This window comes from Pseudomonas sp. AC252 (assembly GCF_979258105.1).
In genome coordinates this window covers 4,974,615-4,997,998 of the sequence record NZ_OZ409837.1, presented here as the reverse complement: position 1 = coordinate 4,997,998, position 23,384 = coordinate 4,974,615, and the positions used below count along the sequence as shown (strand labels likewise).

Annotated in this window: 20 protein-coding genes and 2 pseudogenes; 15 read left to right on the top strand and 7 right to left on the bottom strand. The window is 57.5% G+C overall.

Annotation, left to right across the window (positions count from 1 at the left end):
• Window positions 1–99 precede the first annotated feature (99 nt).
• The 7 genes from ACZZZ4_RS22855 (at window position 100) to ACZZZ4_RS22825 (ending at window position 5,839) form a co-directional block, all read left to right on the top strand.
• Complete coding sequence (locus ACZZZ4_RS22855; RefSeq protein ID WP_463548850.1) at window positions 100–984, top strand: HvfB family MNIO-type RiPP peptide maturase; 885 nt, start codon at window positions 100–102, stop codon at window positions 982–984.
• Window positions 977–1,768 carry an HvfC family RiPP maturation protein gene (locus ACZZZ4_RS22850; RefSeq protein ID WP_463548849.1) on the top strand — a complete coding sequence of 264 codons (792 nt, stop codon included), beginning with the start codon at window positions 977–979 and terminating at the stop codon, window positions 1,766–1,768. Before ACZZZ4_RS22855 ends, ACZZZ4_RS22850 begins: the two co-directional genes overlap by 8 nt.
• A 254-nt stretch (window positions 1,769–2,022) precedes the next feature.
• The gene (locus ACZZZ4_RS22845) at window positions 2,023–2,490 is read left to right on the top strand and encodes an HvfA family oxazolone/thioamide-modified RiPP metallophore (RefSeq protein WP_463548848.1); all 468 of its coding nucleotides are present in this window, start codon (window positions 2,023–2,025) and stop codon (window positions 2,488–2,490) included.
• 204 nt (window positions 2,491–2,694) lie between these two features.
• The gene (locus ACZZZ4_RS22840) at window positions 2,695–2,910 is read left to right on the top strand and encodes a tautomerase family protein (RefSeq protein ID WP_016774741.1); all 216 of its coding nucleotides are present in this window, start codon (window positions 2,695–2,697) and stop codon (window positions 2,908–2,910) included.
• Window positions 2,907–3,563: a DsbA family oxidoreductase gene (locus tag ACZZZ4_RS22835; RefSeq protein ID WP_310408631.1), complete on the top strand. Its 657-nt coding sequence runs from the start codon at window positions 2,907–2,909 to the stop codon at window positions 3,561–3,563. The genes ACZZZ4_RS22840 and ACZZZ4_RS22835 overlap by 4 nt, the downstream gene beginning before the upstream one ends.
• Window positions 3,564–3,638: 75 nt before the next feature.
• Window positions 3,639–4,268 (top strand): cysteine hydrolase family protein, encoded by a 630-nt coding sequence (locus ACZZZ4_RS22830; RefSeq protein ID WP_463548847.1) that lies wholly within the window; start codon window positions 3,639–3,641, stop codon window positions 4,266–4,268.
• Between the two features lie 5 nt (window positions 4,269–4,273).
• Window positions 4,274–5,839, top strand: a complete 1,566-nt coding sequence (locus ACZZZ4_RS22825) for an aldehyde dehydrogenase (NADP(+)) (protein ID WP_463548846.1) — start codon at window positions 4,274–4,276, stop codon at window positions 5,837–5,839.
• A gap of 104 nt (window positions 5,840–5,943) precedes the next feature.
• Here ACZZZ4_RS22825 and ACZZZ4_RS22820 read toward each other — a convergent pair whose 3' ends face one another.
• The gene (locus tag ACZZZ4_RS22820) at window positions 5,944–6,825 is read right to left on the bottom strand and encodes a LysR family transcriptional regulator (RefSeq protein ID WP_463548845.1); all 882 of its coding nucleotides are present in this window, start codon (window positions 6,823–6,825) and stop codon (window positions 5,944–5,946) included.
• 108 nt (window positions 6,826–6,933) lie between these two features.
• Here ACZZZ4_RS22820 and ACZZZ4_RS22815 point away from each other — a divergent pair, with 108 nt between their 5' ends.
• Window positions 6,934–7,935 carry a zinc-dependent alcohol dehydrogenase family protein gene (locus tag ACZZZ4_RS22815; RefSeq protein WP_463548844.1) on the top strand — a complete coding sequence of 334 codons (1,002 nt, stop codon included), beginning with the start codon at window positions 6,934–6,936 and terminating at the stop codon, window positions 7,933–7,935.
• A 45-nt stretch (window positions 7,936–7,980) separates the two neighbouring features.
• Window positions 7,981–8,121, top strand: coding sequence for a hypothetical protein (locus ACZZZ4_RS22810; RefSeq protein ID WP_415762470.1), 141 nt, complete (start codon window positions 7,981–7,983; stop codon window positions 8,119–8,121).
• Window positions 8,122–8,167: 46 nt separating this feature from the next.
• Here the strand turns inward: ACZZZ4_RS22810 and ACZZZ4_RS22805 are convergent.
• The 5 genes and pseudogenes from ACZZZ4_RS22805 to ACZZZ4_RS22785 all read right to left on the bottom strand — a co-directional run bounded on the left by ACZZZ4_RS22805 (window position 8,168) and on the right by ACZZZ4_RS22785 (window position 14,909).
• Window positions 8,168–10,167: pseudogene (locus tag ACZZZ4_RS22805) on the bottom strand (amidohydrolase).
• 194 nt (window positions 10,168–10,361) lie between these two features.
• The gene (locus ACZZZ4_RS22800; protein ID WP_122507374.1) at window positions 10,362–11,054 is read right to left on the bottom strand and encodes a hydrolase; all 693 of its coding nucleotides are present in this window, start codon (window positions 11,052–11,054) and stop codon (window positions 10,362–10,364) included.
• Between the two features lie 233 nt (window positions 11,055–11,287).
• Window positions 11,288–11,866, bottom strand: a complete 579-nt coding sequence (locus ACZZZ4_RS22795; protein ID WP_016774755.1) for a nuclear transport factor 2 family protein — start codon at window positions 11,864–11,866, stop codon at window positions 11,288–11,290.
• Between the two features lie 298 nt (window positions 11,867–12,164).
• On the bottom strand, window positions 12,165–13,877 hold the full coding sequence (locus ACZZZ4_RS22790) for a sigma 54-interacting transcriptional regulator (RefSeq protein WP_463548843.1): 1,713 nt from the start codon (window positions 13,875–13,877) through the stop codon (window positions 12,165–12,167).
• 381 nt (window positions 13,878–14,258) lie between these two features.
• Window positions 14,259–14,909 (bottom strand): hydrolase, encoded by a 651-nt coding sequence (locus tag ACZZZ4_RS22785; RefSeq protein WP_071172471.1) that lies wholly within the window; start codon window positions 14,907–14,909, stop codon window positions 14,259–14,261.
• 502 nt (window positions 14,910–15,411) lie between these two features.
• On the opposite strand from ACZZZ4_RS22785, the gene ACZZZ4_RS22780 reads away from it, so the two are divergent.
• The 6 genes and pseudogenes from ACZZZ4_RS22780 (at window position 15,412) to ACZZZ4_RS22755 (ending at window position 22,543) form a co-directional block, all read left to right on the top strand.
• Window positions 15,412–16,308, top strand: a complete 897-nt coding sequence (locus tag ACZZZ4_RS22780; protein ID WP_463548842.1) for a LysR family transcriptional regulator — start codon at window positions 15,412–15,414, stop codon at window positions 16,306–16,308.
• Window positions 16,309–16,631: 323 nt separating this feature from the next.
• Window positions 16,632–17,372: an SDR family NAD(P)-dependent oxidoreductase gene (locus tag ACZZZ4_RS22775; RefSeq protein ID WP_463548841.1), complete on the top strand. Its 741-nt coding sequence runs from the start codon at window positions 16,632–16,634 to the stop codon at window positions 17,370–17,372.
• Window positions 17,373–17,467: 95 nt separating this feature from the next.
• Window positions 17,468–18,361: a LysR family transcriptional regulator gene (locus ACZZZ4_RS22770; RefSeq protein WP_463548840.1), complete on the top strand. Its 894-nt coding sequence runs from the start codon at window positions 17,468–17,470 to the stop codon at window positions 18,359–18,361.
• Window positions 18,362–18,546: 185 nt separating this feature from the next.
• Complete coding sequence (locus tag ACZZZ4_RS22765) at window positions 18,547–19,065, top strand: sigma-70 family RNA polymerase sigma factor (protein WP_051600722.1); 519 nt, start codon at window positions 18,547–18,549, stop codon at window positions 19,063–19,065.
• A pseudogene (locus ACZZZ4_RS22760) lies at window positions 19,052–20,031 on the top strand (FecR domain-containing protein). The gene ACZZZ4_RS22765 and the pseudogene ACZZZ4_RS22760 overlap by 14 nt, the downstream one beginning before the upstream one ends.
• A 121-nt stretch (window positions 20,032–20,152) precedes the next feature.
• On the top strand, window positions 20,153–22,543 hold the full coding sequence (locus tag ACZZZ4_RS22755) for a TonB-dependent siderophore receptor (RefSeq protein ID WP_463548839.1): 2,391 nt from the start codon (window positions 20,153–20,155) through the stop codon (window positions 22,541–22,543).
• A gap of 71 nt (window positions 22,544–22,614) precedes the next feature.
• Here the strand turns inward: ACZZZ4_RS22755 and ACZZZ4_RS22750 are convergent, their stop codons facing one another.
• A complete protein-coding gene (locus tag ACZZZ4_RS22750; RefSeq protein ID WP_463548838.1) occupies window positions 22,615–22,995 on the bottom strand; it encodes a hypothetical protein in 381 nt (126 codons plus the stop codon).
• Window positions 22,996–23,384 lie beyond the last annotated feature (389 nt).

Below are 23,384 nucleotides of genomic sequence, written 5' to 3'. Positions count from 1 at the left end.
GGTTTCAATCGCCCGATTCACGCCCGCCCGGCTGCCAAAGGTGACCGCGGAGGTGGCGTGGATCGGGCGTTTCAGACGTCGAATCGGAGTATTGAGCTCATGCAAACGAACACTTCATCACCAACGCATTTAGATCCACAGCTCCCCCTTGAGGCGACCGTCGGGCTCGGATTGCGCCGTGCGCTGCTCAACACGCTTCGTGACGCTCCCGACGGTGATTTCGATTTTCTTGAGGTTGCTCCAGAGAACTGGATCGGCATCGGCGGCGCGCATGGAGAGGCCATGCAGTCGCTGGCTGAACGCTACCCGCTGTCATGTCATGGCTTGTCACTTTCGCTGGGTGGCAGTGCGCCGCTGGACGAGTCTTTTCTTGAGCAAGTCCGCGGTTTTCTCGATCGCTTCAACGTGCCGTTCTATAGCGAACACCTGAGTTACTGCAGTGACGATGGCCATTTATACGACCTGCTGCCGTTGCCATTTACTGAGGAGGCCGTTCATCACGTTGCGGCGCGCATCCGCCGTGCACAGGACATTCTCGGTCGTCGTCTTGCTGTGGAGAACGTCTCTTACTACGCCGCTGCTCATCAGGACATGGACGAACTCACTTTTACCAATGCAGTGCTCCGCGAGGCCGATTGCGACCTGTTGCTCGACGTTAACAATGTGTACGTCAACTCGGTGAACCATCGCTTCGATCCAGCGGTTTTCCTCGCCGGCCTGGAACCTGAACGCGTAGTCGCCATGCATGTGGCTGGCCATTACGACGAAGCCGAGGACCTGATCATCGACACCCATGGTGCGTCGGTCAAACCGGTAGTCTGGTCATTGCTGGGCCAGGCTTATGGTCTATTCGGTGTGAAACCAACGCTGCTGGAGCGCGATTTCAACTTTCCGTCCTACGACGAACTGGTGGCTGAGTTGAATACCATTCGGCGCTTGCAACGCGACGCCAATGCTCTGGTGCGGGTGACTGTCGATGGCTAACTCCCCTTCAAGTTTGCACAGTCAGCAGCTCGCGCTGACCCGGTACCTGCGTGACCCGGACAGTTATGCGCCGCCTGCGCAGATGAATCCCGCAAGAGCGCAGGTCTATCTCAACCTGGTGTTGAACAATCTATTGGGGTTGCTGGGCGGAACGTTTCCGGTGCTGGTTGCCGTGCTGGGTAACGCCGGTTGGCGTGCGCTCGTACGGCGTTTTTTGCGTGATTACCGCGCGCAAACGCCACGCTTCGGAGAAATTGCTCGTGAGTTTGTAGACTTCGTAGCGAGCCTGGAAGACTCGCCGGGCTTTGACCATCCCTGGTACCCATTCTTGCCCGAATTGGCCCATTACGAGTGGGTGGATATGGCGCTGCAACAGTTGGACGCTGCGCCGTTACAGGCCAGTGATGCGGCGCATTTACTCGAACGTCCCCTCAGGCTTTCCCCGCTCGTCTGGCCGCTGGCTTACACCTGGGCCGTACATCGTCTCGGGCCAGGCCACCTGCCTTCTGAACCGCCAGAACAACCGACGTTGCTGCTGATCAGCCGTGTGCCGAGTGGCCAAGTGCAGTTCTCCCAGGTCAGCCCTCTCGCGTTCCGTTTGTTGCAGCGGATCGAGCAGTTCCCTGACATGGCTGGTCGAGCGCAGTTGCGCGCGTTGGCTGCGGAGGCTGGTGCTTCAGACGTGACCGGCTTCGTCGCTGACGCACTGGTGCTGCTGCGCCAGCTGCATGCGCAAGCTGCCGTCGGCGTAGCAGCGACACCCGTTTTAAAGCTGTTGTCCTGACTGACGAGCAAAGGCTGAGGTCGGTTTTTGTATCTCTATGTACCCAAACGCGAAGTCTTGGGATTGGCTTACAAATGCTCCTCTTGCCTGATACATCGCCGATACATGACCCCCGCTAAATAGCCCTGCCCGAACAAGATCGCTCTGTCGAAGTGAAAGACGCTTGCGCCCTTCGCCCGGAGCTTCTTTGAGGGCCGATCCGCCCCTGTGGCATGAACCGCGGCCTGGCCGCGCAAAGCATCTGGAGAAGCACTATGTACCGTACACCTTTCTCGAACAAAACCAGTCTCGGCCTGGCCGCTATCGCTTTGGCCGGTGGCATGAGCCTGGCATCGTCTGCGGCATTCGCTGTTGAGCCATTGCCCCAAGGCTATCAATTGGCATCGGCGGATAAAGCCGGCGAAGGCAAATGTGGCGAAGGCAAATGCGGCGCCAGCGAAGCCAGCGAAAAGTCCGCTACTGCCGAAGGCAAGTGCGGTGAAGGCAAGTGTGGCGACGACTCTTTCGCTCGCACAGACACCGACCATGATGGCCTCGTCTCTCTTAAAGAACTGCTGGCTGTAGCGCCTCAGGGCGATGAAGAATTCAAAGCGATGGACACCAACCACGATGGTTTTCTTTCGGAAGGTGAGGTCTACAAGTTCAGAACCAACCAGTACATTTCCAATGGCAAGAAAGTACCCACCGAGCTATTTACCCGCATGAGCAAAGCGCAGAACTGATTCCTCCCGCCGTAGCATTCGCCCTCCCCGCGCCTGCAGCCAGGGAGGGCGATTTACCTTCTGCAAAGCCCTCAGTTGTATTGATTACATCGCGTTATAAGTGATGTTCTCCGCCCCTGATTTATCCCCTGAACGCAACACTCTAAAGTCCATCCCACTGCTCCCCTCATCATGTCGATGGGGCGCCTACTGGAGACTTATCCCATGCCTTTCATCAGCGTTCGTATCACTCGCGACGGCGTTACCAAAGAACAGAAATCTCAAGTCATCGCCGAGATCACCAAGACCATGCAAACCGTCCTCAACAAGGACCCGCATCTCACCCACATCGTTATTGAAGAGGTCGACACCGACAACTGGGGCTATGCCGGAATTACCACCACCGAGTACCGCCAACAGCTGACGGAGTCGAAGAAATGACTTTTCCCGTCAGTATCGACTTTGTATCGGATGTTGTGTGCCCCTGGTGCGCACTCGGCGCCACAGCGCTGGAACAAGCCATCGCCAATGTTGCCGGCGAGGTTGCCGTGGAGCTGACCTTCAAGCCCTTCGAACTGAACCCGGACATGCCGGCCGAGGGCGAGCACGCCATCAAGCACATGATGCGCAAATACGGGCGCAGCGCCGAAGAAGTCGCCTCGCGCAATGAAATGATCGTCGCGCGCGGCAAAGCCATCGGTTTTCAGTTCGACCTGGAAAAGCGCAGCCATTTCTACAACACCTTCGATGCCCATCGACTTCTGTTCTGGGCCGTGCAGGAGGGCCGCCAGGTCGCACTGAAGAAAATCCTGCTCAAGGCTTATTTCACCAATGGCGAGAACCCCAGCGACCACGAAACACTGGTGCGCCTGGCCGGTGAAGCGGGACTTTCAACCTCCCGCGCCCAAGAGATTTTGACTAGCGAGGCGTTCGCTCTCAAGGTTCGTGAACTCGAACGTTTTTACCTTGAACGCGGGATTAACTCGGTGCCGGCCATGGTGCTGAACGGTCGTCAGTTGGTGTCCGGATCGCTATCCGTCAAGGAATACGAACAAATCCTCAGGCAAGTGGCACGAGATTCCGCCCCGGCCTGACAGAAAGATTTACCAGCATGGGCGCACGGGCGAGCCCAGCGCACCGCTCACTCAACTTGCTTGGAGTACATCGTCATGTCGAACGCTCCTTATCCGCTCAATCGCACCGCTTACCTGCTGGTCGACCCGTACAACGATTTCCTCTCGGAAAACGGCAAGGTCTTCCCCTTGATCAAGCCGATTGCCGAACAGGTCGGGCTGCTCGACAACCTGCGAGCCCTCGATCGCGCCGTACGAGCGCAGAACATTCCGGTGGTCATCGTGCCGCACCACCGCTGGGAACATGGCGACTACGAAGGCTGGGATCATCCAACACCGACCCAGTGCAAAATCATGCACATGCACCACTTCGCACGCGGTGAATGGGGCGGCGAATGGCATCCCGATTTCGCGCCGAAGGACGGCGACATTGTCGTGCAGGAACATTGGGGCGCCAGCGGTTTTGCCAATACCGACCTTGATTTTCGCCTGAAGCAGAAAGGCATCACCCACGTCATCATCGTCGGCCTGCTCGCCAACACCTGCATCGAAGCGACCGCCCGCTACGCCTCGGAATTGGGCTACCACGTCACGCTGGTGCGCGATGCGACCGCCGCTTTCCGCGCGGAAATGATGCACGCCGCCCATGAGTTGAACGGGCCGACTTTCGCTCATTCAATCGTCACCACCCAGGAACTGATTGAAGCGCTGGCAGTGCAGGAGTAATGGCGATGAACCTCACAGGACAGTTGATCATCGGCGCAAACGACGTCGCGGCCACTGCCGGCACGATGAAGGCGCTCAACCCCGCCACTCGTGAATGGATCGAGCCGGACTTTGCGCTGGGCGATGCGACGCACGTGCATCAGGCTGCAATGCTCGCGGACGAAGCGTTCGACAGTTACAGCCACACCTCGCTGAGCCAACGGGCGGCGTTTCTGCATAGCATCGCCGATAACCTGGAAAGTGTGCGTTCAGAACTGGCATCACGCGCCGCACTCGAAACGGGCTTGCCCCAGGTGCAGCTCGAAGGTGAAGTGAACCGCGCAGCCACGCAGTTTCGCCAGTTTGGCGAGGTGGTGCGTCAAGGCCGCTTTCTGCAACTGGCGATCGACCCAGCGCAGCCTGAACGTCAGCCGCGCCCACGCATGGACCATCGGCTGCAAAAAATCGCCATCGGCCCGGTGGCAATTTTCGGCGCCAGTAACTTTCCGATTGCCTACTCGGTGGCCGGTGGCGACACCGCGTCGGCACTGGCCGCCGGCGCAACCGTGATCCTCAAGGCGCACAACGCGCATCCCGGCGCCTCGGAAATCCAGGCCCGTGCGATCCGTCAGGCGGTGCAGGAGCACGGCTTGCACGAGGGGGTGTTCTCAATGGTGCGGGGCGCCGGTAATACGATCGGCGAAGCGCTGGTCGATCACCCGCTGATCAAGGCGGTGACTTTCACCGGTTCGGAACACGGCGGCATGGCTTTGTATCGCCGCGCGCAACTGCGCCCGGACCCGATTCCGGTCTTCACCGAAATGACCAGCGTCAACCCAACCTTCATTCTGCGCGCCGCGCTCGCTGAGCGGGGTGGACAAATTGGCGACGGCTTCATCGAGCGCATGCTGGTCAATGTCGGCCAGGCCTGCCTGCGCCCCGCCCTTTTGATCGCGATCAAAGGCCCCGGTCTCGAAACGCTGCGCAGCGCCATGGTGAAACGCGTAAGCGAAGCCGCCGCACGGACGATGTTGACGCCCGGCATTCACGCCTCCTATCTCGACGGGTTGAAGCTCATTGAAAGTGCCGGCGCGCGTCGCATCGCGCAAGGTGGTGCAAGCCATGCGGACTTCGACGGTCAGTCGGCGCTGCTTGAGGTCGACGGCCTAAGGTTTCTGAGCGAACCGTTGCTGGCCCAAGAAGTGTTCGGGCCATCAGCGCTACTCGTGAGCGTCGACGACGAAGCACAATTGCTGGCCGTAGCGCGCTCACTCCGGGGGCAACTCAGCGCGGCCCTGCACTTGGAAAACAGCGACCTTGCACTGGCCCGGCGGCTGCTGCCGGTGCTGGAGCGGCGCACCGGGCGCATTGTCGTCAACGCCTTCGCTCACCCGCAGGAAGTCACCTACGCCACCGTCCACGGCGGCCCGTTTCCCGCGACCTCCGACAGCCGCTTCACCTCGGTGGGCATGAGTTCAATCGAGCGCTTCCTGCGTCCTGTCGCTTATCAGGGCTTCCCGGATGCGCTGCTGCCAGAAGCACTGCGCGAGGCTAATCCGTGGCAAGTGCCGCGCCTGCTCGACGGTCAATAAGAGCTTGTCAGATATCCGCTCGGGTCACCTGTCCGTGATGGCTTCAATGGCAGGAAAAATCCGCTGATGGATCCATGTAGATCCGTCTTCCGAGCGAAATGCTGCTACAACAATTGCTCGCGTAGAAAATCGATGAACGCCATCGTCCGCGCTGAACGTCGTCGCTCGCGGCTGAGTACGGCGCTGACAGGCAGCGCGCTGGTCTGATAGTTGTCGAGGACGGTACTCACCCTGCCCTGCTCGACGTCAGCTGTGAACAGCCATTGCGGTGAGAGGGAAATACCCAGGCCAGAGAGCACGATTTCGCGGATGGCCTCGCTGCTGTTGCTGGTGACGTTGCCTTGGATACCTACATCGAACGCTTGGCCGAGGTGCGTAAAGGTCCAACGGTCGTAATGCTCCAGCAACGTGAAGCCGATGCAGTTGTGTCCTGACAGTTCGCTGGGCTCACATGGCACGCCGTGTAGATCCAGATAACCGGGCGCCGCATAGACACGCCGTGGGCTATTGCCCAGTGGTAGTGCCACCAATCCCTCGCTCTTCACCGCGCCAATGCGGATCGCCAGATCGATGTTTTCCTTGAGCAGGTCTTCATTGTGGTCACTCAGCCGCAGGTCAATCCGCACATCAGGATGGCGTTGCAGGAAAATCCCTATGAGCGGTGCGATGCATAACCTTCCATAACTGACCGGGGCGGCGACTCGTAAAGGGCCGGCAATCTGCTCCTGGCCACTGGTGAAGCTTCGCGTGGCAGTTTCGACGTGGCCGAGAATTTCCTGGCAGTGGTCGTAGAAGCGTTGACCTTGGTCGGTCAGGGCCAAATGCCGGGTGCTGCGTGCGAACAATGGCCCACCCAGGTACTGCTCCAGCGCGCGCACTTGCTTGCTCACTGCTGGCTGCCCCATGTTCAGTTCACGGGCGACCGCCGAGAAAGACCCGCGCTCCACGACGCGAACAAAGACATGCATGCTGTCGAACAGATCCATCGACGATTGGTTCTCTTTGGGGAATAAGTCATATGCAAATTGGGTTTCTTATCGGAATGATTAAAGCGCGGCAATCTGTAAGCGTCCATCTCAACACAGGTTCCCGTCATGAAACATTCCATGCTTGCCGCCATCGCCGAGTCCGCTCAATCCCCTCTGGCCATCCGTCACATCGACCGCCCTGTTCCCGGTAAGGGGCAAGTACTGGTCAAGGTTCACGCCGCAGGGGTCAATCCGCTCGATACCAAAATTGCCGCCGGCGCAGGGGCTCACGCCCGCCAAACGCTGCCGGCCGTGCTCGGCCTTGATCTTGCCGGTACGGTGGTCGAAACGGGCGAAGCGGTCGAGGGGTTCACCCCGGGCCAGGAAGTCTTCGGCATGCCCGGCGGGATCGGCGGTGCCCAAGGCACCATGGCCGAGTACATTGCCGTGGATGCCCGCCTGATCGCGGTCAAGCCACACACCCTCAGCATGCGTGAGGCGGCTGCATTGCCTTTGGTATTCATCACCGCGTGGGAAGGTCTGGTCGATCACGCCAATGTCCGCTCTGGTCAGCGTGTCCTGATTCATGGGGGCGCGGGTGGGGTCGGCCAAGTGGCTGTGCAACTGGCCAAGGCACGCGGTGCCGATGTCTATGCCACCGGTTCGGCGGGCAGTCTCGACTTTCTACGCTCGCTGGGGGCTACAGCGATCGACTATCAGGCTCAGAGCGTTGAGGATTATGTCGAGCACTACACCGGCGGCGAAGGGTTCGACATTGTCTACGACACCGTCGGCGGCAGCACGCTGGATGCATCATTCAAAGCCGTGAAAGCCTATACCGGGCACGTGCTGAGCTGCCTGGGTTGGGGCCAGCACAGCCTGGCACCGTTATCTTTCAAAAGTGCCACCTACTCGGGCGTCTTCACCCTGGCGCCACTGCTCACCGGCAAAGGACGCGAACACCACGGCGCTATCCTGCGCGAGGCCGCTGCGCTGGCCAACGCGGGTCAACTGACGATCCGCGTGGATCAACAGCACTTTGCGCCGCAAGACGTCAACGAGGCATTTCGCCAAGTCGCCGAAGGTCGCGGCAAGGGCAAGACGGTGATCGAGTTTGTGGCTGCATAGTTCCTTGTAATCTCTTTAGAGCGCACTTGGCCAAAAGCGTGCGCAATGGTCCGCAACGTCCTCGCCGCCATTCTCCCAGCCAAAGGCGTCAAACACGTAGCACCCCACGAGTTGAACGGGCCGACCTTCGCTCATTCAATCGTGACCATTCAAGAACTGATTGAGGCGCTGGCAGCGCAGGAGTAATGGCCGATGACCCTCATAGGATAGCTGATCGATCACCGGCCCATTTCTACACGGCCCAACAGGAGCAGCCCAAGGCACCAAAAAACTTCGGGGGTCCGATACTGGAGCATTGGATCCCCATGCACCGGCATGATCGTGACCGTGCAGGCCGCAAAAGCTTGCGCAGCCGCACGAGGCCGCGACTTGGGCGCGCAGCGGAGCCAGCGAGTTTCTGCCTGCTCCGTCTGGGTCTCCCCAAGCGCCATAACCTTTAAAGGTACGCGTCGGCGACCAGTCAGGCATGGCGGGCGGTAGCGGGTTGTCGTCAAACCTGGCGAATTGGCCGGCCCCGTAAACCACGCGCCCGCCAACCACGGTCATATCGGCGGTAAGAAATGAAATCTCGTCCTCAGGCACAGAGAAGTAGTCCTTACTTGGCACAATCAGGTCAGCAAAGTGACCGGTCTGGATGCGACCACGTTTGCCCTCTTCGTTAGAAAACCAGGCGACATTCTCTGTCCACATCCGCAACGCCGCTTCGCGATCAAGCAGGTTTCGTTGAGGGTACAGATTCAGACCGCCCACCGTTTTACCGGTTACCATCCAGGATAGCGAAACCCAGGGGTTGTAGGAGGCAACCCGGGTGGCATCGGTGCCTGCAGACACTTTCACCCCTTTTTCCAGTATGCGCGCTACGGGCGGGGTCGCTTGCGCCGCACGGGCGCCGTAGCGCTCGACGAAGTACTCGCCCTGATAAGCCATACGATGTTGTACAGCGATGCCACCGCCGAGCGCGGCGATACGGTCGATCGATTTGTCCGAGATGGTTTCGGCATGATCAAAGAACCAATTGATGCCAGCGAGGGGGATGTCCTCGTTGACCTTCTCAAATACATCCAGCGCTCGGGTAATGGTTTCGTCGTAGGTGGCATGCAACCGCCACGGCCATCGGTTCTCTGCAAGGATGCGCACAACTTCCTCCAGTTCTCCCTCCATCTCGGGCTGCAGGTCCGGTCGCGGCTGGCGAAAATCTTCGAAGTCGGCAGCGGAAAACACCAACATTTCGCCCGCGCCGTTGTGACGGAAGTAGTCGTTTCCTTGCTTGTACTTAACGCTGGAGGTCCACTTGAGGAAGTCCTCCTTCTCTTCCTTGGGTTTCTGAGTGAACAGGTTGTAAGCCAACCTGACCGTCATTTGCCCATCGTTGTCCAACTTCTGGATCACTGCGTAATCGTCGGGATAGTTTTGGAAACCGCCGCCCGCATCAATAACCCCTGTCACACCCAAGCGATTGAGCTCGCGCATGAAATGGCGAGTGGAGTTGACCTGATAGTCGAAGGGCAACTTCGGTCCCTTGGCCAACGTGGCGTAAAGGATCGTCGCGTTGGGCGTGGCCAACAGCAGGCCCGTAGGCGCACCATTGGCATCGCGGTAAATTTTCCCGCCTGGTGGCTCGGGGGTATCTCGGGTGTAGCCGACCGCGCGCAAGGCCGCACCATTGAGCAAGGCCCGGTCATAGAGATGCAGAAGAAATACAGGTGTATCGGGCGCGATCGCATTGATCTCGGCTATGGTTGGCAAACGCTTTTCAACGAACTGGTGTTCAGTGAAGCCACCTACCACGCGAACCCACTGCGGTGCTGGTGTGTTAGCCACTTGGCGCTTGAGCATGTCCATGGCGTCAGCCAGTGAACGCACACCGTCCCAGCGCAATTCCAGATTGTAGTTAAGGCCGCCGCGGACCATGTGGGTATGGTTATCGACTAAGCCAGGGAGCACACAACGGCGCTTGAGGTCGACAATTTTTGTGGCTGAGCCAGCCAGCGCCATGACTTCCTGGTCTGACCCTACAGCCAGAAACTTGCCGTCTTTGATTGCAACGGCGTGGGCGACTGGGTTGGCGCGATCCAGTGTAGTGATCTCGCCATTGTGGAAAATGATGTCCGGAATGGAATCGGTCATATTGGGCCCTTCCCTACTTAGCGTTTCGGAAAAAGCGCTGCGTCCAAAGACACCCCCTAACGCTAAGGTGGAGGCGGCCTGGAGAAGTTTTCGACGCGATGTCATAGGTAGAGGCCTCACAGATACAAAGCCCGTTTCCAGGGCCTTCAGGGAATAGCGAACCTTGCGAACCGGTTACTCACGTCTGACTGGACTTTTAAACTGCATACATCCTCATGCTCCACCTCGTGTTTTGGACAATAACGCCGATGGGTGGAGCTATCGCGTCAGCCCTGCGCGACAGCTCTTGCATAACGGATTTATTTAGCAGGGTTTGGACCGATGTGCTCGCCATGTTGCACCCGCTCAGGCGCCTTATGCACCATGGTGTAGGCATAATCCACACCCATCCCGTAGGCGCCGGAATGTTCCTGCACGATCCCCATCACGGCTTCATAGGTCTCCTTGCGCGCCCAATCCCGCTGCCATTCGAGCAGCACCTGTTGCCAGGTAACCGGTACGATACCGGCCTGAATCATGCGGTCCATGGCGTAGTTGTGCGCGTCGACCGAGGTGCCACCCGAGGCGTCGGCAACCATATAGATTTCATAGTCTGTATCGCGCAGGCAGGACAGTGCGAAGGTCGTGTTGCAGACCTCGGTCCACAGGCCGGATACGACGATCTTCTTACGGCCGGCAATGGCGGACTCTGCCAAGGCATCACGAACGTTTTGGTCATCCCAGGAGTTCATTGAAGTACGTTCGAGGATTTTGTTCTGCGGATATACCGCTAGCAACTCAGGGTATGTATTGCCAGAGAAACCCTCGGTTTCCACAGTCGTGATGGTGGTAGGTATGCCGAACGCTTTGGCAGCCTTGGCCAACCCCACGACATTATTTTTCAGCACCTGCCGATCTATCGACTGCACACCAAAGGCCATTTGGGGCTGGTGGTCGATGAAAATCACTTGGCTGTTTTGCGGGGTCAGTATTTCTAAGTACTTGTTGGACATGGCGCATTTCCTTTGGTAAGTAGAGCAATACGAAAGCGGCGTTATGCGTGGCTGCGCAAGCAGAACGCTACCCGTCCTGGTAGGGCTAAAAGCCACTTTCCGGACGAGTTCAGGGGTGCCGAAAAGCCCCTTGAATTTACGAATGCAGCATTGTTCAGCCGCGTTCGCGGGGTTCAGTTAAATGCCCGAAAAACGCTTGCCAAGCTGCTTTTGCAAGTGCACATCATCTGCGGCTAATTCGCTCCCACCTTGAAGGGAAGTGCATCTTTGGATGTCTTCACGGTCCATGAACCGGACTGCCGGAACGAACTGGCAGACGCGTAGGTATCTTCCATGAACTGGAAATAGGTCATCTTTCCATCCTGAACTTTCGCATGGATGGAAAACGGTGATGTGAACAGATGTCCGACCGCCACGGAGCGGTAGGTGAACTTACCGAAAATCGCGACATCTTCGCCGGAAGCGATTTTGGTAGTAATCGTAAAGTCTTCGATTTTCCAGTAGTTTGAGACCTGCAAAAACAAAGAGCTAAAGGCTTTGGGACCTTTGTTTGTGCCGGTCCACGGCATGATTTTTCTGAGTTCTGGATTGTCAAAGTTTAGAGAAACATAGGTGGCGTCTGGAGCTGCCAACCTCATTGCCGCGGCTTCGACTTTATCGGGTGCGGTATTGGCCAGGAATTCCACGACAACCGCTAGTGAAGCAGCAGATTGCGCTTCAGTAGCTGACTGCGCCGACGCTGGAGTGATTGTTACTAACCATGAGGCGAGCGCCATTGCTGCAGTGATCAATTTGATGCTTCGAGTATTCATGAGCTCTCCATTTATGAGTACGATTTTGCGATTCGCGGTCATCCAACCCATGTTGCAAATAGCGACGCGTCGAAAAGCGACAAGTGGTACTGGAGCAAGGGCTATGCCAATTTTATAAACCTTATATAAATCGATATTTATCAATGACATATAGCTTAATGTGAGATCGCGAGTATCGGGCTCGGAGTTTATCGAGGGGCTTGTTTGATCATTTGATGAAGTCTCGGCGAGGTTTTGTTGATTTGATCAATCCAGCTCAAGCGTGGTCCACGGTGAACCGCCAGGCCGCCACGCAAAGTCACTCAAGACTCTCGTCATGCAACAAGCCGCTTTTCTTCAGGCGATAGGCCAGTGCCGGCCGGGTCAAGCCGAGCATGCGAGCGGCTTGCGAGACGTTTTGGTGTGAAAGCTCCATGGCGCGGCGCATCAGCCGTTCTTCCACAGCATCCAGGCTGATGTTTTTATCAAAGATCTGCGTAACCCAATCGGGACAAGGTTCTTCACCGCCAGCCTGAACCAACGCGCCATCAGAGTTGAGACGATCACCGTGCGAATCGTCTGTTTTTGGGAAGACTGCAAAGAGTGCATCCTGGCCTATGGTCTCGTTGCTGTCGGTCAGGATGACGCCACGCTCAATCGTATTTTCCAATTCGCGAATATTCCCCGGCCAGGCGTAGCGGCGACACAATTCAAGAGCTTTGTCTGATAAACCCAGCGTTCGCTTGTGATATTGCAAGTGAAACTTGCTTATAAAGTGCTCGGCCAGCAGTGGCAGATCTTCAAGTCGCTCGCGCAGTGGGGGAATCTGCACCGGAAACACATTCAAGCGGTAATAAAGATCGGCGCGAAACCGGCCCGCTTCGACGGCGTCGGCGAGGCTTTCATTGGTAGCAGCGATGACTCGCACATTGATCTTGCGGGTTCGGGAATCGCCTACCCGTTCCAGTTCACCCTCTTGCAGTACCCGAAGTAATGTCGCCTGCGCTCTGGGCGTCAGCTCCACCACCTCGTCTAGAAAAATCGTCCCTCCGTTGGCCCGTTCAAAGCGTCCTGGGCGGGTTTGATTGGCGCCGGTAAAAGCGCCTTTCTCAACACCAAACAATTCGGCTTCAATCAGGTCCTGAGGAATGGCAGCGCAGTTCACTGCGACAAACGCTTGCTCGGCGCGATCACTGCGCAGATGCACGCTCCGTGCGATGACCTCCTTGCCGACGCCAGTTTCTCCGAGCAGCAGGACGGAAATTTTTCCTTTGGCAGCCTTGTCGATCATCTTGCATACCTTCAAATAGGCAGGCGAGCGCCCTACTCCATAGAATTGAGCTTCCTGCTTCTCCAGGCTTCTACGCAGAGAGCTGATCTGTGATTGCAGTTCATACAGCTCCTCGATGATTGGGTCGGCTTGAAAGTACTGTCTGAATTCTGCGGCGTTCTCCCATTCCTCGGCAGGTTTACCAATAATGATGCAGCGCTCATCCCCGCATCCGCGACAGGTCGTTTCTTGGATGATGATTTCGCGTTTCATGAATGAAGAACTGTACGCACAGGCGTAGCCCAACAAAGACCAACAAACTGGTTCCTCCATCAGGCCGACTTCAGTCAGGCAAGTCTCGACCTCAAAGGAGTCAATCCATTCGAGCTCGCAATAAAAATGGCCGCTCTCCTGATCCAGCTCTAACTGAATGGGTTTCGCATTGACCATACCTTTGAGGGAATGCAGTTGCGGGCCGACCAGAAACATCTGCAACTGCGGACTGTCTGGTCTGAGCTTGCGGGCCATTTCCGCATCCTTGAGTCCAGACTGGTAGCCAAGGCGCAAGAAGAACCCCTTGGCGCGCTCGACGCCGAGGCTATTGATGAGTTCACGGCGAAAATTAGCCATCGCCGATACCTGCATCAACAACATGCGCTGCTCGCCAAACCAGATCTTGCCTTCCGTGCTTTGAAAACGAACCTGGTCGCTCAGGTCGTGAAAGCCGGAATAGTGGAGCTCAGGGTTGTAACTGACAGCCATTGAGAGAGACCTCGATTATTGTTTTGAGCGGTCTTGATCAAGCTGTGGCGCCGAGTGAAAGCACCCAAACAATCGATCGCGATATGAAGGGATTTTAGTCCATTGCTACGCAGTGCCAGCGGGCCTCCCGATGCAAAGACATGACGGTGCACGGACTTCGCGGGCAGATGAAGGCAGTTACCAAGCGCCAAAGTCACAGCCAGGCTTAATGTTGGTGATCTGGCCCGAGCCGGCCATGTGCTGTGTTGGACTAGGCATTGGTCATTCGCAATATCCCAGCAGATTGCGAATGCACGCCTTCAGTATCGGCCGTCGATGAACGCGGGAATGGGGCCCTCCCCGGCAACGCGGTACTTCATTGGCCCCCCACTCCCGTGCTGATCAACCTTCAGCGGGTACAGGCGTGTCGAGCAATTGCTGCTCCCACAGATAAGCAATGCCGCTACCTGCAGCATGCTGGAGAAGCACATCGGTTACAGCGCCTGCCGTATCGAGGCGTGCCCAGTCGCGTTGCCATTCAGCCATGACTGCCAACCAGGTCATGACATTTGCCCCGGCGCCGACCATGCGTTGGATGGCGACTTGATGGGCTTCGACCGAAACGCCACCGCACGCGTCGGTGACCACGGTAACGTCCCAGCCCTCGCCTAGTGCTTGAATCGCTGGCATGGCGACGCAGACCTCAGTCCACAGGCCAGCCAGGACCAATTGCTTGCGGCCTGTTGCCTTGACCGCGTCCACTACTTTCTTGTCTTCCCAAGTATTGATGAGCGTTCGGTCAATCACCTCCTGACCGGGGAAAACGTCGGTGATTTGCGGAAAGATCCAACCGCCACGCTCGGCAATCACACTGGTCAGAATGGTCGGGACGTTAAACGCCTTCGCAGCCTTCGCCAATGCTGTCGCACAGTTGACCGCTGCGTGCGGATCGTGGCTATTGAGATTGGTGAGTTGAAAAGGCTGGTGGTCGATCAACACAAGTACGGAGTCTTCTGGACGAAGAAGCGAAGCAAGACCGTTACGAAAAGCCATTAATCCATCCTCTTGTTGCCGTGGGTTGGCACGTTTATTTGCGGGATCAGGTTCCGTGCAGCGCGCCTTATGAGCGGCGATGCCTCATGCACTGTGCAGCGCCCTCAAACCTTCGGGTAGTAGCAGCGAATGACTAACTGTGTCGCGCAATGAGGAACGCCACGGTTTTTGCTGCCATTCTCTGGCGATGGCTTCACGGCTTCATGACGACGCGCCCCAGCGGTTTGCTTCGCTCCGCGAAGTCATGCGCAGCAGCCTGCGATAGGGTAAAGGCCCGTTCAATGACAACCCGTATACGCTCCCGCAATACATCCTGTAGCAGCTTGTCGACACTCGCACGCACTGCCGGCCGCTCGAAAAGCGGCCCCATGTACGCACAGATCAGGACGTCCCCGGGAACCGCTATTGGCGCCAAGGCGCGAACTCCGTAATGTGCAGTTCAGATGTACGTTCTGGTAGTCGCATTCCGTGCGTAGCTGCGTGGCAAAAAAGGAACGTGGAAATGGATATAGAAGAGCTTGAAACCTTTGTAGAAGTGGCCGATGCCGGCGGCATTTCCCGTGCGGCAACGCGCCTGGGCATGTCGAAATCTATCGTCAGTCGCCGGCTTGCCCGCCTGGAAGCAGAGCTGGGCGTGCAACTGATGGCGCGTACCACCCGCGGTGCGGCCCTTACCGAAGCTGGGGCGACCTTCCGCGACTACGCCGCCAGAATATGCGCTGAGGCCGAGTCGGCACGCGATGCGATCTTGCCTTCCGGCGAGCTTCGTGGCCGCCTGCGGATCGCCGCGCCCCTGACTCTGGGGCCAATACATTTCGCGCCGATCCTCGCGGAAATGGCCAGGCGTCACCCACAGCTTCATGTGCAAACGAACTACACCGATCGTTTCGTTGACCTCATCGCCGAGGGGTATGACTGCGCGATACGGGTGGGCTACCTGCCCGATTCCAACATGATCGCCCGGTGTATCGGACCGATCTTTGGCCAATTGGTAGCAAGCCCCGTCTATATCAAGGCGCATGGAGCGCCCGAAACACCCGACGAAGTCGTCAGCCACCAAGCACTGATGCAAGGCAATGAATCGTGGTCATTCATGGATGGTGACACGATGGTTACGGTGCGCCCGCAGGGAACGTTTAAAGCCGACAATGGCACCGCATTGCTGGCCGCAGCTTTGGCCGGCATCGGCATTGCCTGGTTACCTGACTGGGTCACGCATGAGCATTTGGCGAGCGGCGCACTTGTAGCGATCATGACGGATTATCCGCCGCCTCCAGCAGGCGCTTATGTAGTTCGACCGCCAGGCCAGCACCCTGCGCGAAAGATAAGGGTGCTCACCGAATTGCTGCTTGAATACTGCGACCAGGCGGCACATATTCCTGAGTCGCCACAGAGCTGAAAGACCCGATTCCAAGCTCCCTTCGAGTGAGTCCTGAAAGCAAAGTATGGATACCAGGCTTACTTATTGATCCATCAGAGCTATCGCGGCTAATACGTCCAGTCCTGATCAGCGCACCCGAATATTTCTCCAAAGCTTCATTCCTCACTCGCGAATAACGCCAACACCCGGTTGGATGTTCCGATTTGTGCGACACAGTAATACAACCCACGAGACTACAAACCAAGGAACTGGATCCCTAATATCCGCCCCCGTATCGGCACGCTTGCACCATCCCTGGTGAATGCGCGCGGCCAAATAACTGCATGCCAGACAGGTGAGTAATGATCGATTTGGAAGGAAAACGGGCGTTGGTGACGGGAGGAGCTCGCGGGATCGGCGCCGCTATCGCAGTGGCACTGGCAGAGAATGGGGCCGATGTTGCGTTCACCTACCAGCAGTCGACGGAAAAAGCTGAGGCAGTGGCCAAATTCATCGCTGGTAAAGGGCGTCGTGCTATCGCGATTCAAGCCGACAGTGCCAACCCGCAAGCCATTGAATGCGCAGTCGCGCAGGCCATCTCGACGCTGGGCGGCCTCGATATTCTCGTCAATAGCGCGGCTATCGGCTTGAACGGAATGATCGCCGACATTGATGTAGACGACTATCAAGCACTGATGGATATCAACGTGCGAGGCCCCGTCCTGTTCGCAAAGGCGGTCATCCCGCATCTGCCCGCTGGCGGAAGAATCATCTCAATTGGCTCGGGACTGGCAGAGCGGGTGCCCTTTGCGGGTGTAACAGCCTATGCAATGTCCAAGTCGGCGTTGCTCGCATTCACCCGGGGTTTGTCGCGTGAACTCGGCCCCACCGGCATAACCGTTAATCTTGTTCAGCCGGGATCGGTCGACACCGACGCAAATCCAGCCGACGGCCCCGCCGGCGACTTTCAGCGGAACCTGTCGTCCCCGGGACGTTTTGGCGAGCCTCGCGAGGTTGCGAGTGCGGTGGTCTATCTGGCCAGTCCTGCCGCGAGCCTGATCACTGGCGCCATCCTGACCGTGGACGGCGGTGCGATCGCTTGACTAACGCTCAGGCAGCTGTCCGCAGTGGACGTCTGCCATGGACTGTTGGTCAGGGGTTGAAACGCACTAATGGCCATTTGCAGAGGCAGGAAGCGTTGGATATTGATGATCTTCGAACCTTCGTCGAGGTAGCCGACGCGGGCGGTGTTTCGTCGGCGGCCCGGCGACTGGGTGTTGCGAAATCGATAATAAGCCGCAGGCTTCTGAAGTTGGAAACCCAACTGGGTGTGCAGCTATTGGCCAGGACAACCCGTGGTGCTGCTGTCACCGAAGCGGGAGCCGCCTTGCGAGAGTATGCGGCGCGGATCGTCGCTGAGTTTGACGCGGCCAGGGACGCCATTGTTCCAGATGGAGACCTTCGAGGCCGCTTCCGGATCGCAGCACCGATCTCGTACGGCCCGACACATATTGCCCCCGTGCTTGCTGAAATGGGGCGACGCCACCCTCTCCTGCACATTCATGCAAGTTACAGCGATCGTATCGTCGATCTGATTGGCGAGGGCTTCGATTGTGCTATTCGGGTCGGCCATTTACAGAGCTCCAATTTCATCGCAAAGCGTGTGGGTAGCATTCACGGCAAACTCGTGGCAAGCCCAGGCTATGTGAGTACACATGGAGCGCCAGAGGCTCCCCACGAGATTCTTGCGCATGAATCTCTTATGCAAGGTGCGGAAACCTGGCGGTTTATGGATGGCCAAAAGTCCATCATGGTTAATCCCCAAGGGCGCTTCAAGGCTGACAATCCTGTCGCGCTCGCCGCGGCAGCCGTTGCAGGTCTGGGTCTTGGGTACCTTTCTGACAGCGTCATCGACGAGCACATCAAATCTGGCGCATTGGTGTCCGTCATGCACAGATATCCCCCTGTTCCGGCGGGTATTTACATTGTTCGCCCCCAAAGCCAGCACCCTGCGCGAAAGATACGGGTGCTGACGGACATGCTGGTAGATTGGTTCGCAGATATGAGCCCGGGCTACGTCCTCTCCCTTTAGAAGGCAAGACACTCGGGACGGCGAGCGTTCAATCTATCCAATTGCCGGACGCATCTTCCACTCGTAGTTCCTGCAAAACCATGCCATTCGCCTGCATGCAGGCGCTGAGCTGCGCATGTTTGCCTAAGATCAATCGCCTGAGTAGAATGCGATTCATTATCAATCATGTATGTCCCGGGATGCCGATGCGTAGCGACGAAACACTAGGTACTGCAGATCCAGGGCTGCTCTATCGCACCCACTTCTCGTGGTTACAGGGCTGGCTGATCCGACGCATCGGGTGCCGCGATAATGCCGCAGATCTGGCGCAGGACACTTTCGTCCGTGTGCTCAAACACCGTCACCAGTCCGGCGCCCTGCGCGAGCCACGTGCTTATTTGAGCAGCATTGCCCGCGGGTTGATGATTGATCAGTATCGTCGTCGCGAACTCGAACGTGCCTACCTGGAAAGCATCACCTTGCTGCCTCAGCACGAGGTTCCATCGGAAGAAAGCCGCCTGATGATTCTCGATGCGCTTGAGCGCATAGACCGTCTGCTTGACTCGCTTAAACCAAGAGTACGCCAGGCGTTTTTATTTGCCCGACTCGACGGTCTGACCTGCGCGCAAATCGCCGAAAAGCTCGGAGTTTCCCGCGCGACGGTGGAACGCGACCTGGCCACAGCCCTGCAACATTGCTATCGCTTGCGTTATGTCGAGGCCTGAGCCCGAGGCGCTGGATCCGGCCATTGTCGAGCAGGCGATCCAATGGCTGGTGCGCCTTCGCTTCAATCAAGCCGATGAACAGACACAGCGCACGTTCGAACACTGGCTGCAGCAGCGCCCGGAGCATGGATTGGCGTGGCAGCGTGTGGAAACGCTGGGAGATGAATTCGAAGGCGTGCCAGCTCAGCTGGCTCGACAAACCCTTAAGGGCGCCCAACATGGAATGCGCCGGCGGGAAAGCCTGAAGCTACTGGGCGTATTGGCGACCGTCGGCACGGCAGCCTGGCTCGGCCGCGACTACACCCCCTGCCCTCCATGCTTGCACAGCAGCGCAGCAGCACCGGCGAGCAACGACGTTTCCAACTCGATGATGGCAGCCTTATCCAGCTCAATAGCGATAGCGCCGTCGACAGCGATTTCGACGCCCAGCGGCGCCTGATCATCCTGCGCCGAGGTGAAATCATCGTAAATGTCGGCGCGGATCAACACTCGCCGCAAGCGCGACCGTTGTGGGTGCAATCACGCGACGGGATCATGCGAGCCCACAGCTCGCGCTTTCTGGTGCGCGAGCGTGACGACGGCACTCTGGTCGCGGCGCAGGAAGGATCGGTCACGGTTTTCCCCGGTTCCGGTCAAGCGTCTGCGAGCCGCAACGTTCTGGCAGGAAACCAACTGCTGTTCACATCAAACGGCGCCCGCGCGTTCAGGGACATCGGCCTTGATCTATGGGCTTGGGGTGACGGTGTGATCAGTGCGAACCATATGCGCCTAGGTGACTTCATCGCAGAGTTGTCGCGTTATCGCCCAGGAGTCTTGCGCTGCGCTGAAGAGGTCGCTGATCGTCGCGTTTCCGGTACTTTCCAGCTCGCCGACAACGATCGGGTCCTGGCATTGATCGCGCAGTCACTGCGCCTGCACATTGATTACCGAACCCGTTATTGGGTCACCGTGAGCGCTGCCACCTGAGTCCGCCTGAATATTTTTTTGCTACCTGAAAAATAATGAGGTGGTTTCTCATTCTCGTTCGACCTGTAAGGAAGGCCGGAATACAGGCCAGTCTGCCGATGTCCTTTCTTGGAGCGAGAAAATGAGTTCGTCCCCTGTTTCGCAGCGCCATCCATTGAGTCGTGCCATGCACGGTGCGATTTTGGGTTTGATCGTGAGCAGCTATGCATTGCCATCGCTGGCGCAAACCTCGGGCGCTGACCACAGCAATCAAGTCAAACAGTGGAACATCGCCCCCGGCCCACTGGCGCCGGCGCTTGACCGCTTTGCGCGCGAGGCTGGCATCAGTCTTTCCTTCGACGCCTCGAGTGTGGCGAACCGCACCACGGCTGGCGTGAATGGCTCGCTCGAAACGTCGGCAGCGCTGTCAGCCCTGCTCCAGGGCAGCGAATTGCAGATCGAACAGCAAGGCCCAAATGCTTACCTGCTGACCCCTCAAGTAAAAACCGCCGGCCCGCTGGAGCTCGACGCAACGGCTGTTGAGGATTACCGTCTCGCCCCGCTCATCATCAATGCCAAGGTCCGGGTCAGTGCCGACGACGACGCCAACTCGGTGGTGGCCAAGGAACTCTGGGTGGGCGGCAAGGTGGCCACCAGTATTCTCAATACACCGGCATCGGTGTCGGTGGTGACCAACAAGGAAATGCAGCAACGCAGCGTCAGCACCACGGAAGAAGCGCTGCAATATACGCCGGGCGTGGTCAGTGACTTTTATGGTACGGATGATCGCAACGACTATTTCCAGATCCGCGGCTTCCAGGCGACCACCTACCGTGACGGCTTGACCCTGAGTTCGATGCGTGGCGTGCGCGAAGATCCGTTCGCCTATGAGCGCATCGAGATCCTGCGTGGCGCCAACTCCACGCTGTTTGGCCCTGCGGACCCGGGCGGTTCGGTGAATTTCGTGACCAAACAGCCGCGCTTCGAGAAGTTTGGCCAAGGCTATGTCACCTACGGCTCGTTTGATCATGTCGAGACAGGCATCGATGTCGGCGATGCGCTGAACGACGAGAAAACCCTGGCCGGCCGCTTTACTGCCAAAGGCCAGAACAGCGACCGCGAGTACGATCATTCGCAGGACGATAACCAGTTGTTTATGGGTGGGGTCACCTGGACGCCGACGGATTACACGTCGGCCACGATGATTCTGGACTACCTGAAAACTGAAAGTTCGCCCAACAGCGGCGGCTATCCGCTGGATCGGGAATACGACCGCAGCAAGTTTTATGGCGAGCCCAGCTACAACTTCCACGATGTCGAGCGCACCAGTCTCAGCGGTAACATCACCCATGACTTCGACAACGGTTTCGTGCTGCGCAGCAATCTGCGTTACAGCCAGTTGACCGATGATTTTGGCTACGTGTACCTCAGCGACAGCGCTGCACGTGTCGGTACCAGCGTCGATCGATACCTGTTTGGAACGGACACTGACGCCGACCAGTTCAACGGCAATCTGATGCTGCAATACGATGCCCGCTTCGAGAACATCGACAGCAGCAGCCTGGTAGGCGTGGAGTATCTCGATTCGACCACCAAGGAAAGCTCGGTCTACGCCCTGACGACACCGATCGATATTGCCAACCCTGTGTTTACTGGCGTTCCACGCTCAATCGCGCCGTATGCCGTCAACAAGCGAGAAGCGACCACCAAGGCCGTCTTCCTTCAGCAGAACCTGTCGTTCTACGAGCGTTTCATCGTCACCGGAGGCGTGCGCAACGACTCGATGGACCTGACCAGCAAAGGCTTGCAATCCACTGAGAAAGACAACTTCTCCGAAACCTCCTACCGAGGTGCGTTGACCTATATCGTCAACGATGAAGTATCAACCTACGTGAGCATGGTCGAATCCGTCTCGCCGCCGCAGGTTGGCGTAACACCGCAGACAGGCAGGCAGTACGAAGTGGGTGTGAAGTATGCGCCGATGGGAATGGACGCTCTGTTCTCCGCCGCCGTGTATGACCTGACCCAGGAAAACGTCACCATCGCCGTGGTGCTGCCGAGCGGCATCATTGAGCAGCAGACGGTGGGCGAATCGCGGGCGCGTGGCCTCGATCTGGAGGCCAAGGCGCAGGTAACGCAGAACCTCAGCCTGATCGGTGGCTATTCCTACATGGAGTCCGAAGTACTGCGCGGTTCGTTGTTCGACGGCAGCTCGCTGAAGGGTAACGAGTTCGCCACGGCACCCAAGCATTCCGCTTCGCTCTGGAGTTACTACGACGTGCCCGCCACTGACGTCAGCGTTGGGCTGGGTGCGCGCTACGTCGGCGCTTATTACTTCGATGCAGCCAACTCCGGCAAAAGCGATGGCACCACGCTGTTCGACGCCGCCTTCAACTACAAGATCGCCAAGGGCACCGACCTGGCGGTGAACGTCAGCAACCTGCTGGATGAACAGCACGTGGTCGGCTCCGGCACCGCGAACTTCTACAACCCGGGCCGCGAGATTACCGCCAAGCTGAGCTACAACTGGTAATTAGGCGGGTAGCCTATTTTCTCTTAAAGGAAACGGTGCCCGCTTTATCGCGGGCACCTTCGACTTGGTTATCAACCGCTGACCTCACGCAAAATTCTCTCAAGCTCAGGACGGGTCCACCTCTCCCAAGGGAATACCTCCCGGTCATCGCCGCTGTGCCAATACTCGCCCGCATCAAATGCCTGATAGATTGAAAACGCCGGCTCGGGCATCTCTGCGTACAAGGACAGATCGACGATATCGCTGATGACAATATTCATCACCTCATCACAGTAATGAAAATCGCGGCCGCCGGTGATAAACAGTCTTGCCACTGAGATCGCCAACTGATTGAGAAGATCGCGGCTGTCGATCTGCAGGTGCTCACACATGACACTTAATTTCGTGTTTGGGGCTTTCTCAATCATCCCCAGTACGTAATCAAGCTCGGCATCACTAAGACCTGTGGCCATATGATCAAAGTACTCGTGACTTCGGTTTTGCGATGGATTCAGGACAAGCCTGTTAGAAAGCATTTTGGCAGATTTGCTGTTTAGCGACAGCTATGGTTCGAAAGCAGCTTCTGATTGGGTGGTCCCGTTTTCCCCGGGGCTTATTCGGCAGAGGTCGACTTGGACTGTCATCAGATAAAGGTGACAAAGCGGGTATCGAGACCCGCGCTCACTGGCGCTAGCGAATTGAGATAGTACACAAACACAAGGGTGGCCGCTTTTGGGTATTTGGCGATCCGTGACACGAAGATCGGCCAGAAGCGGCCAGTCAGTATCGATGAAATACGTTAGATGATTCCAGTTTCAAATGAGCCGCGGGCAATACCCAGGTTGATCTACGCTTGAATGAA

Bases quoted from the DNA above. Each gene is read 5' to 3' on its own strand.
- ACZZZ4_RS22775 (WP_463548841.1), top strand. From the start codon at position 16,632: ATGATCGATTTGGAAGGAAAACGGGCGTTGGTGACGGGAGGAGCTCGC.
- ACZZZ4_RS22765 (WP_051600722.1), top strand. From the start codon at position 18,547: ATGCGTAGCGACGAAACACTAGGTACTGCAGATCCAGGGCTGCTCTAT.
- ACZZZ4_RS22840 (WP_016774741.1), top strand. From the start codon at position 2,695: ATGCCTTTCATCAGCGTTCGTATCACTCGCGACGGCGTTACCAAAGAA.
- ACZZZ4_RS22810 (WP_415762470.1), top strand. From the start codon at position 7,981: ATGGTCCGCAACGTCCTCGCCGCCATTCTCCCAGCCAAAGGCGTCAAA.
- ACZZZ4_RS22845 (WP_463548848.1), top strand. From the start codon at position 2,023: ATGTACCGTACACCTTTCTCGAACAAAACCAGTCTCGGCCTGGCCGCT.
- ACZZZ4_RS22785 (WP_071172471.1), bottom strand. From the start codon at position 14,909: ATGGCTTTTCGTAACGGTCTTGCTTCGCTTCTTCGTCCAGAAGACTCC.
- ACZZZ4_RS22815 (WP_463548844.1), top strand. From the start codon at position 6,934: ATGAAACATTCCATGCTTGCCGCCATCGCCGAGTCCGCTCAATCCCCT.
- ACZZZ4_RS22825 (WP_463548846.1), top strand. From the start codon at position 4,274: ATGAACCTCACAGGACAGTTGATCATCGGCGCAAACGACGTCGCGGCC.
- ACZZZ4_RS22820 (WP_463548845.1), bottom strand. From the start codon at position 6,825: ATGGATCTGTTCGACAGCATGCATGTCTTTGTTCGCGTCGTGGAGCGC.
- ACZZZ4_RS22835 (WP_310408631.1), top strand. From the start codon at position 2,907: ATGACTTTTCCCGTCAGTATCGACTTTGTATCGGATGTTGTGTGCCCC.
- ACZZZ4_RS22750 (WP_463548838.1), bottom strand. From the start codon at position 22,995: ATGGCCACAGGTCTTAGTGATGCCGAGCTTGATTACGTACTGGGGATG.
- ACZZZ4_RS22790 (WP_463548843.1), bottom strand. From the start codon at position 13,877: ATGGCTGTCAGTTACAACCCTGAGCTCCACTATTCCGGCTTTCACGAC.
- ACZZZ4_RS22850 (WP_463548849.1), top strand. From the start codon at position 977: ATGGCTAACTCCCCTTCAAGTTTGCACAGTCAGCAGCTCGCGCTGACC.
- ACZZZ4_RS22800 (WP_122507374.1), bottom strand. From the start codon at position 11,054: ATGTCCAACAAGTACTTAGAAATACTGACCCCGCAAAACAGCCAAGTG.
- ACZZZ4_RS22855 (WP_463548850.1), top strand. From the start codon at position 100: ATGCAAACGAACACTTCATCACCAACGCATTTAGATCCACAGCTCCCC.
- ACZZZ4_RS22755 (WP_463548839.1), top strand. From the start codon at position 20,153: ATGAGTTCGTCCCCTGTTTCGCAGCGCCATCCATTGAGTCGTGCCATG.
- ACZZZ4_RS22780 (WP_463548842.1), top strand. From the start codon at position 15,412: ATGGATATAGAAGAGCTTGAAACCTTTGTAGAAGTGGCCGATGCCGGC.
- ACZZZ4_RS22830 (WP_463548847.1), top strand. From the start codon at position 3,639: ATGTCGAACGCTCCTTATCCGCTCAATCGCACCGCTTACCTGCTGGTC.
- ACZZZ4_RS22795 (WP_016774755.1), bottom strand. From the start codon at position 11,866: ATGAATACTCGAAGCATCAAATTGATCACTGCAGCAATGGCGCTCGCC.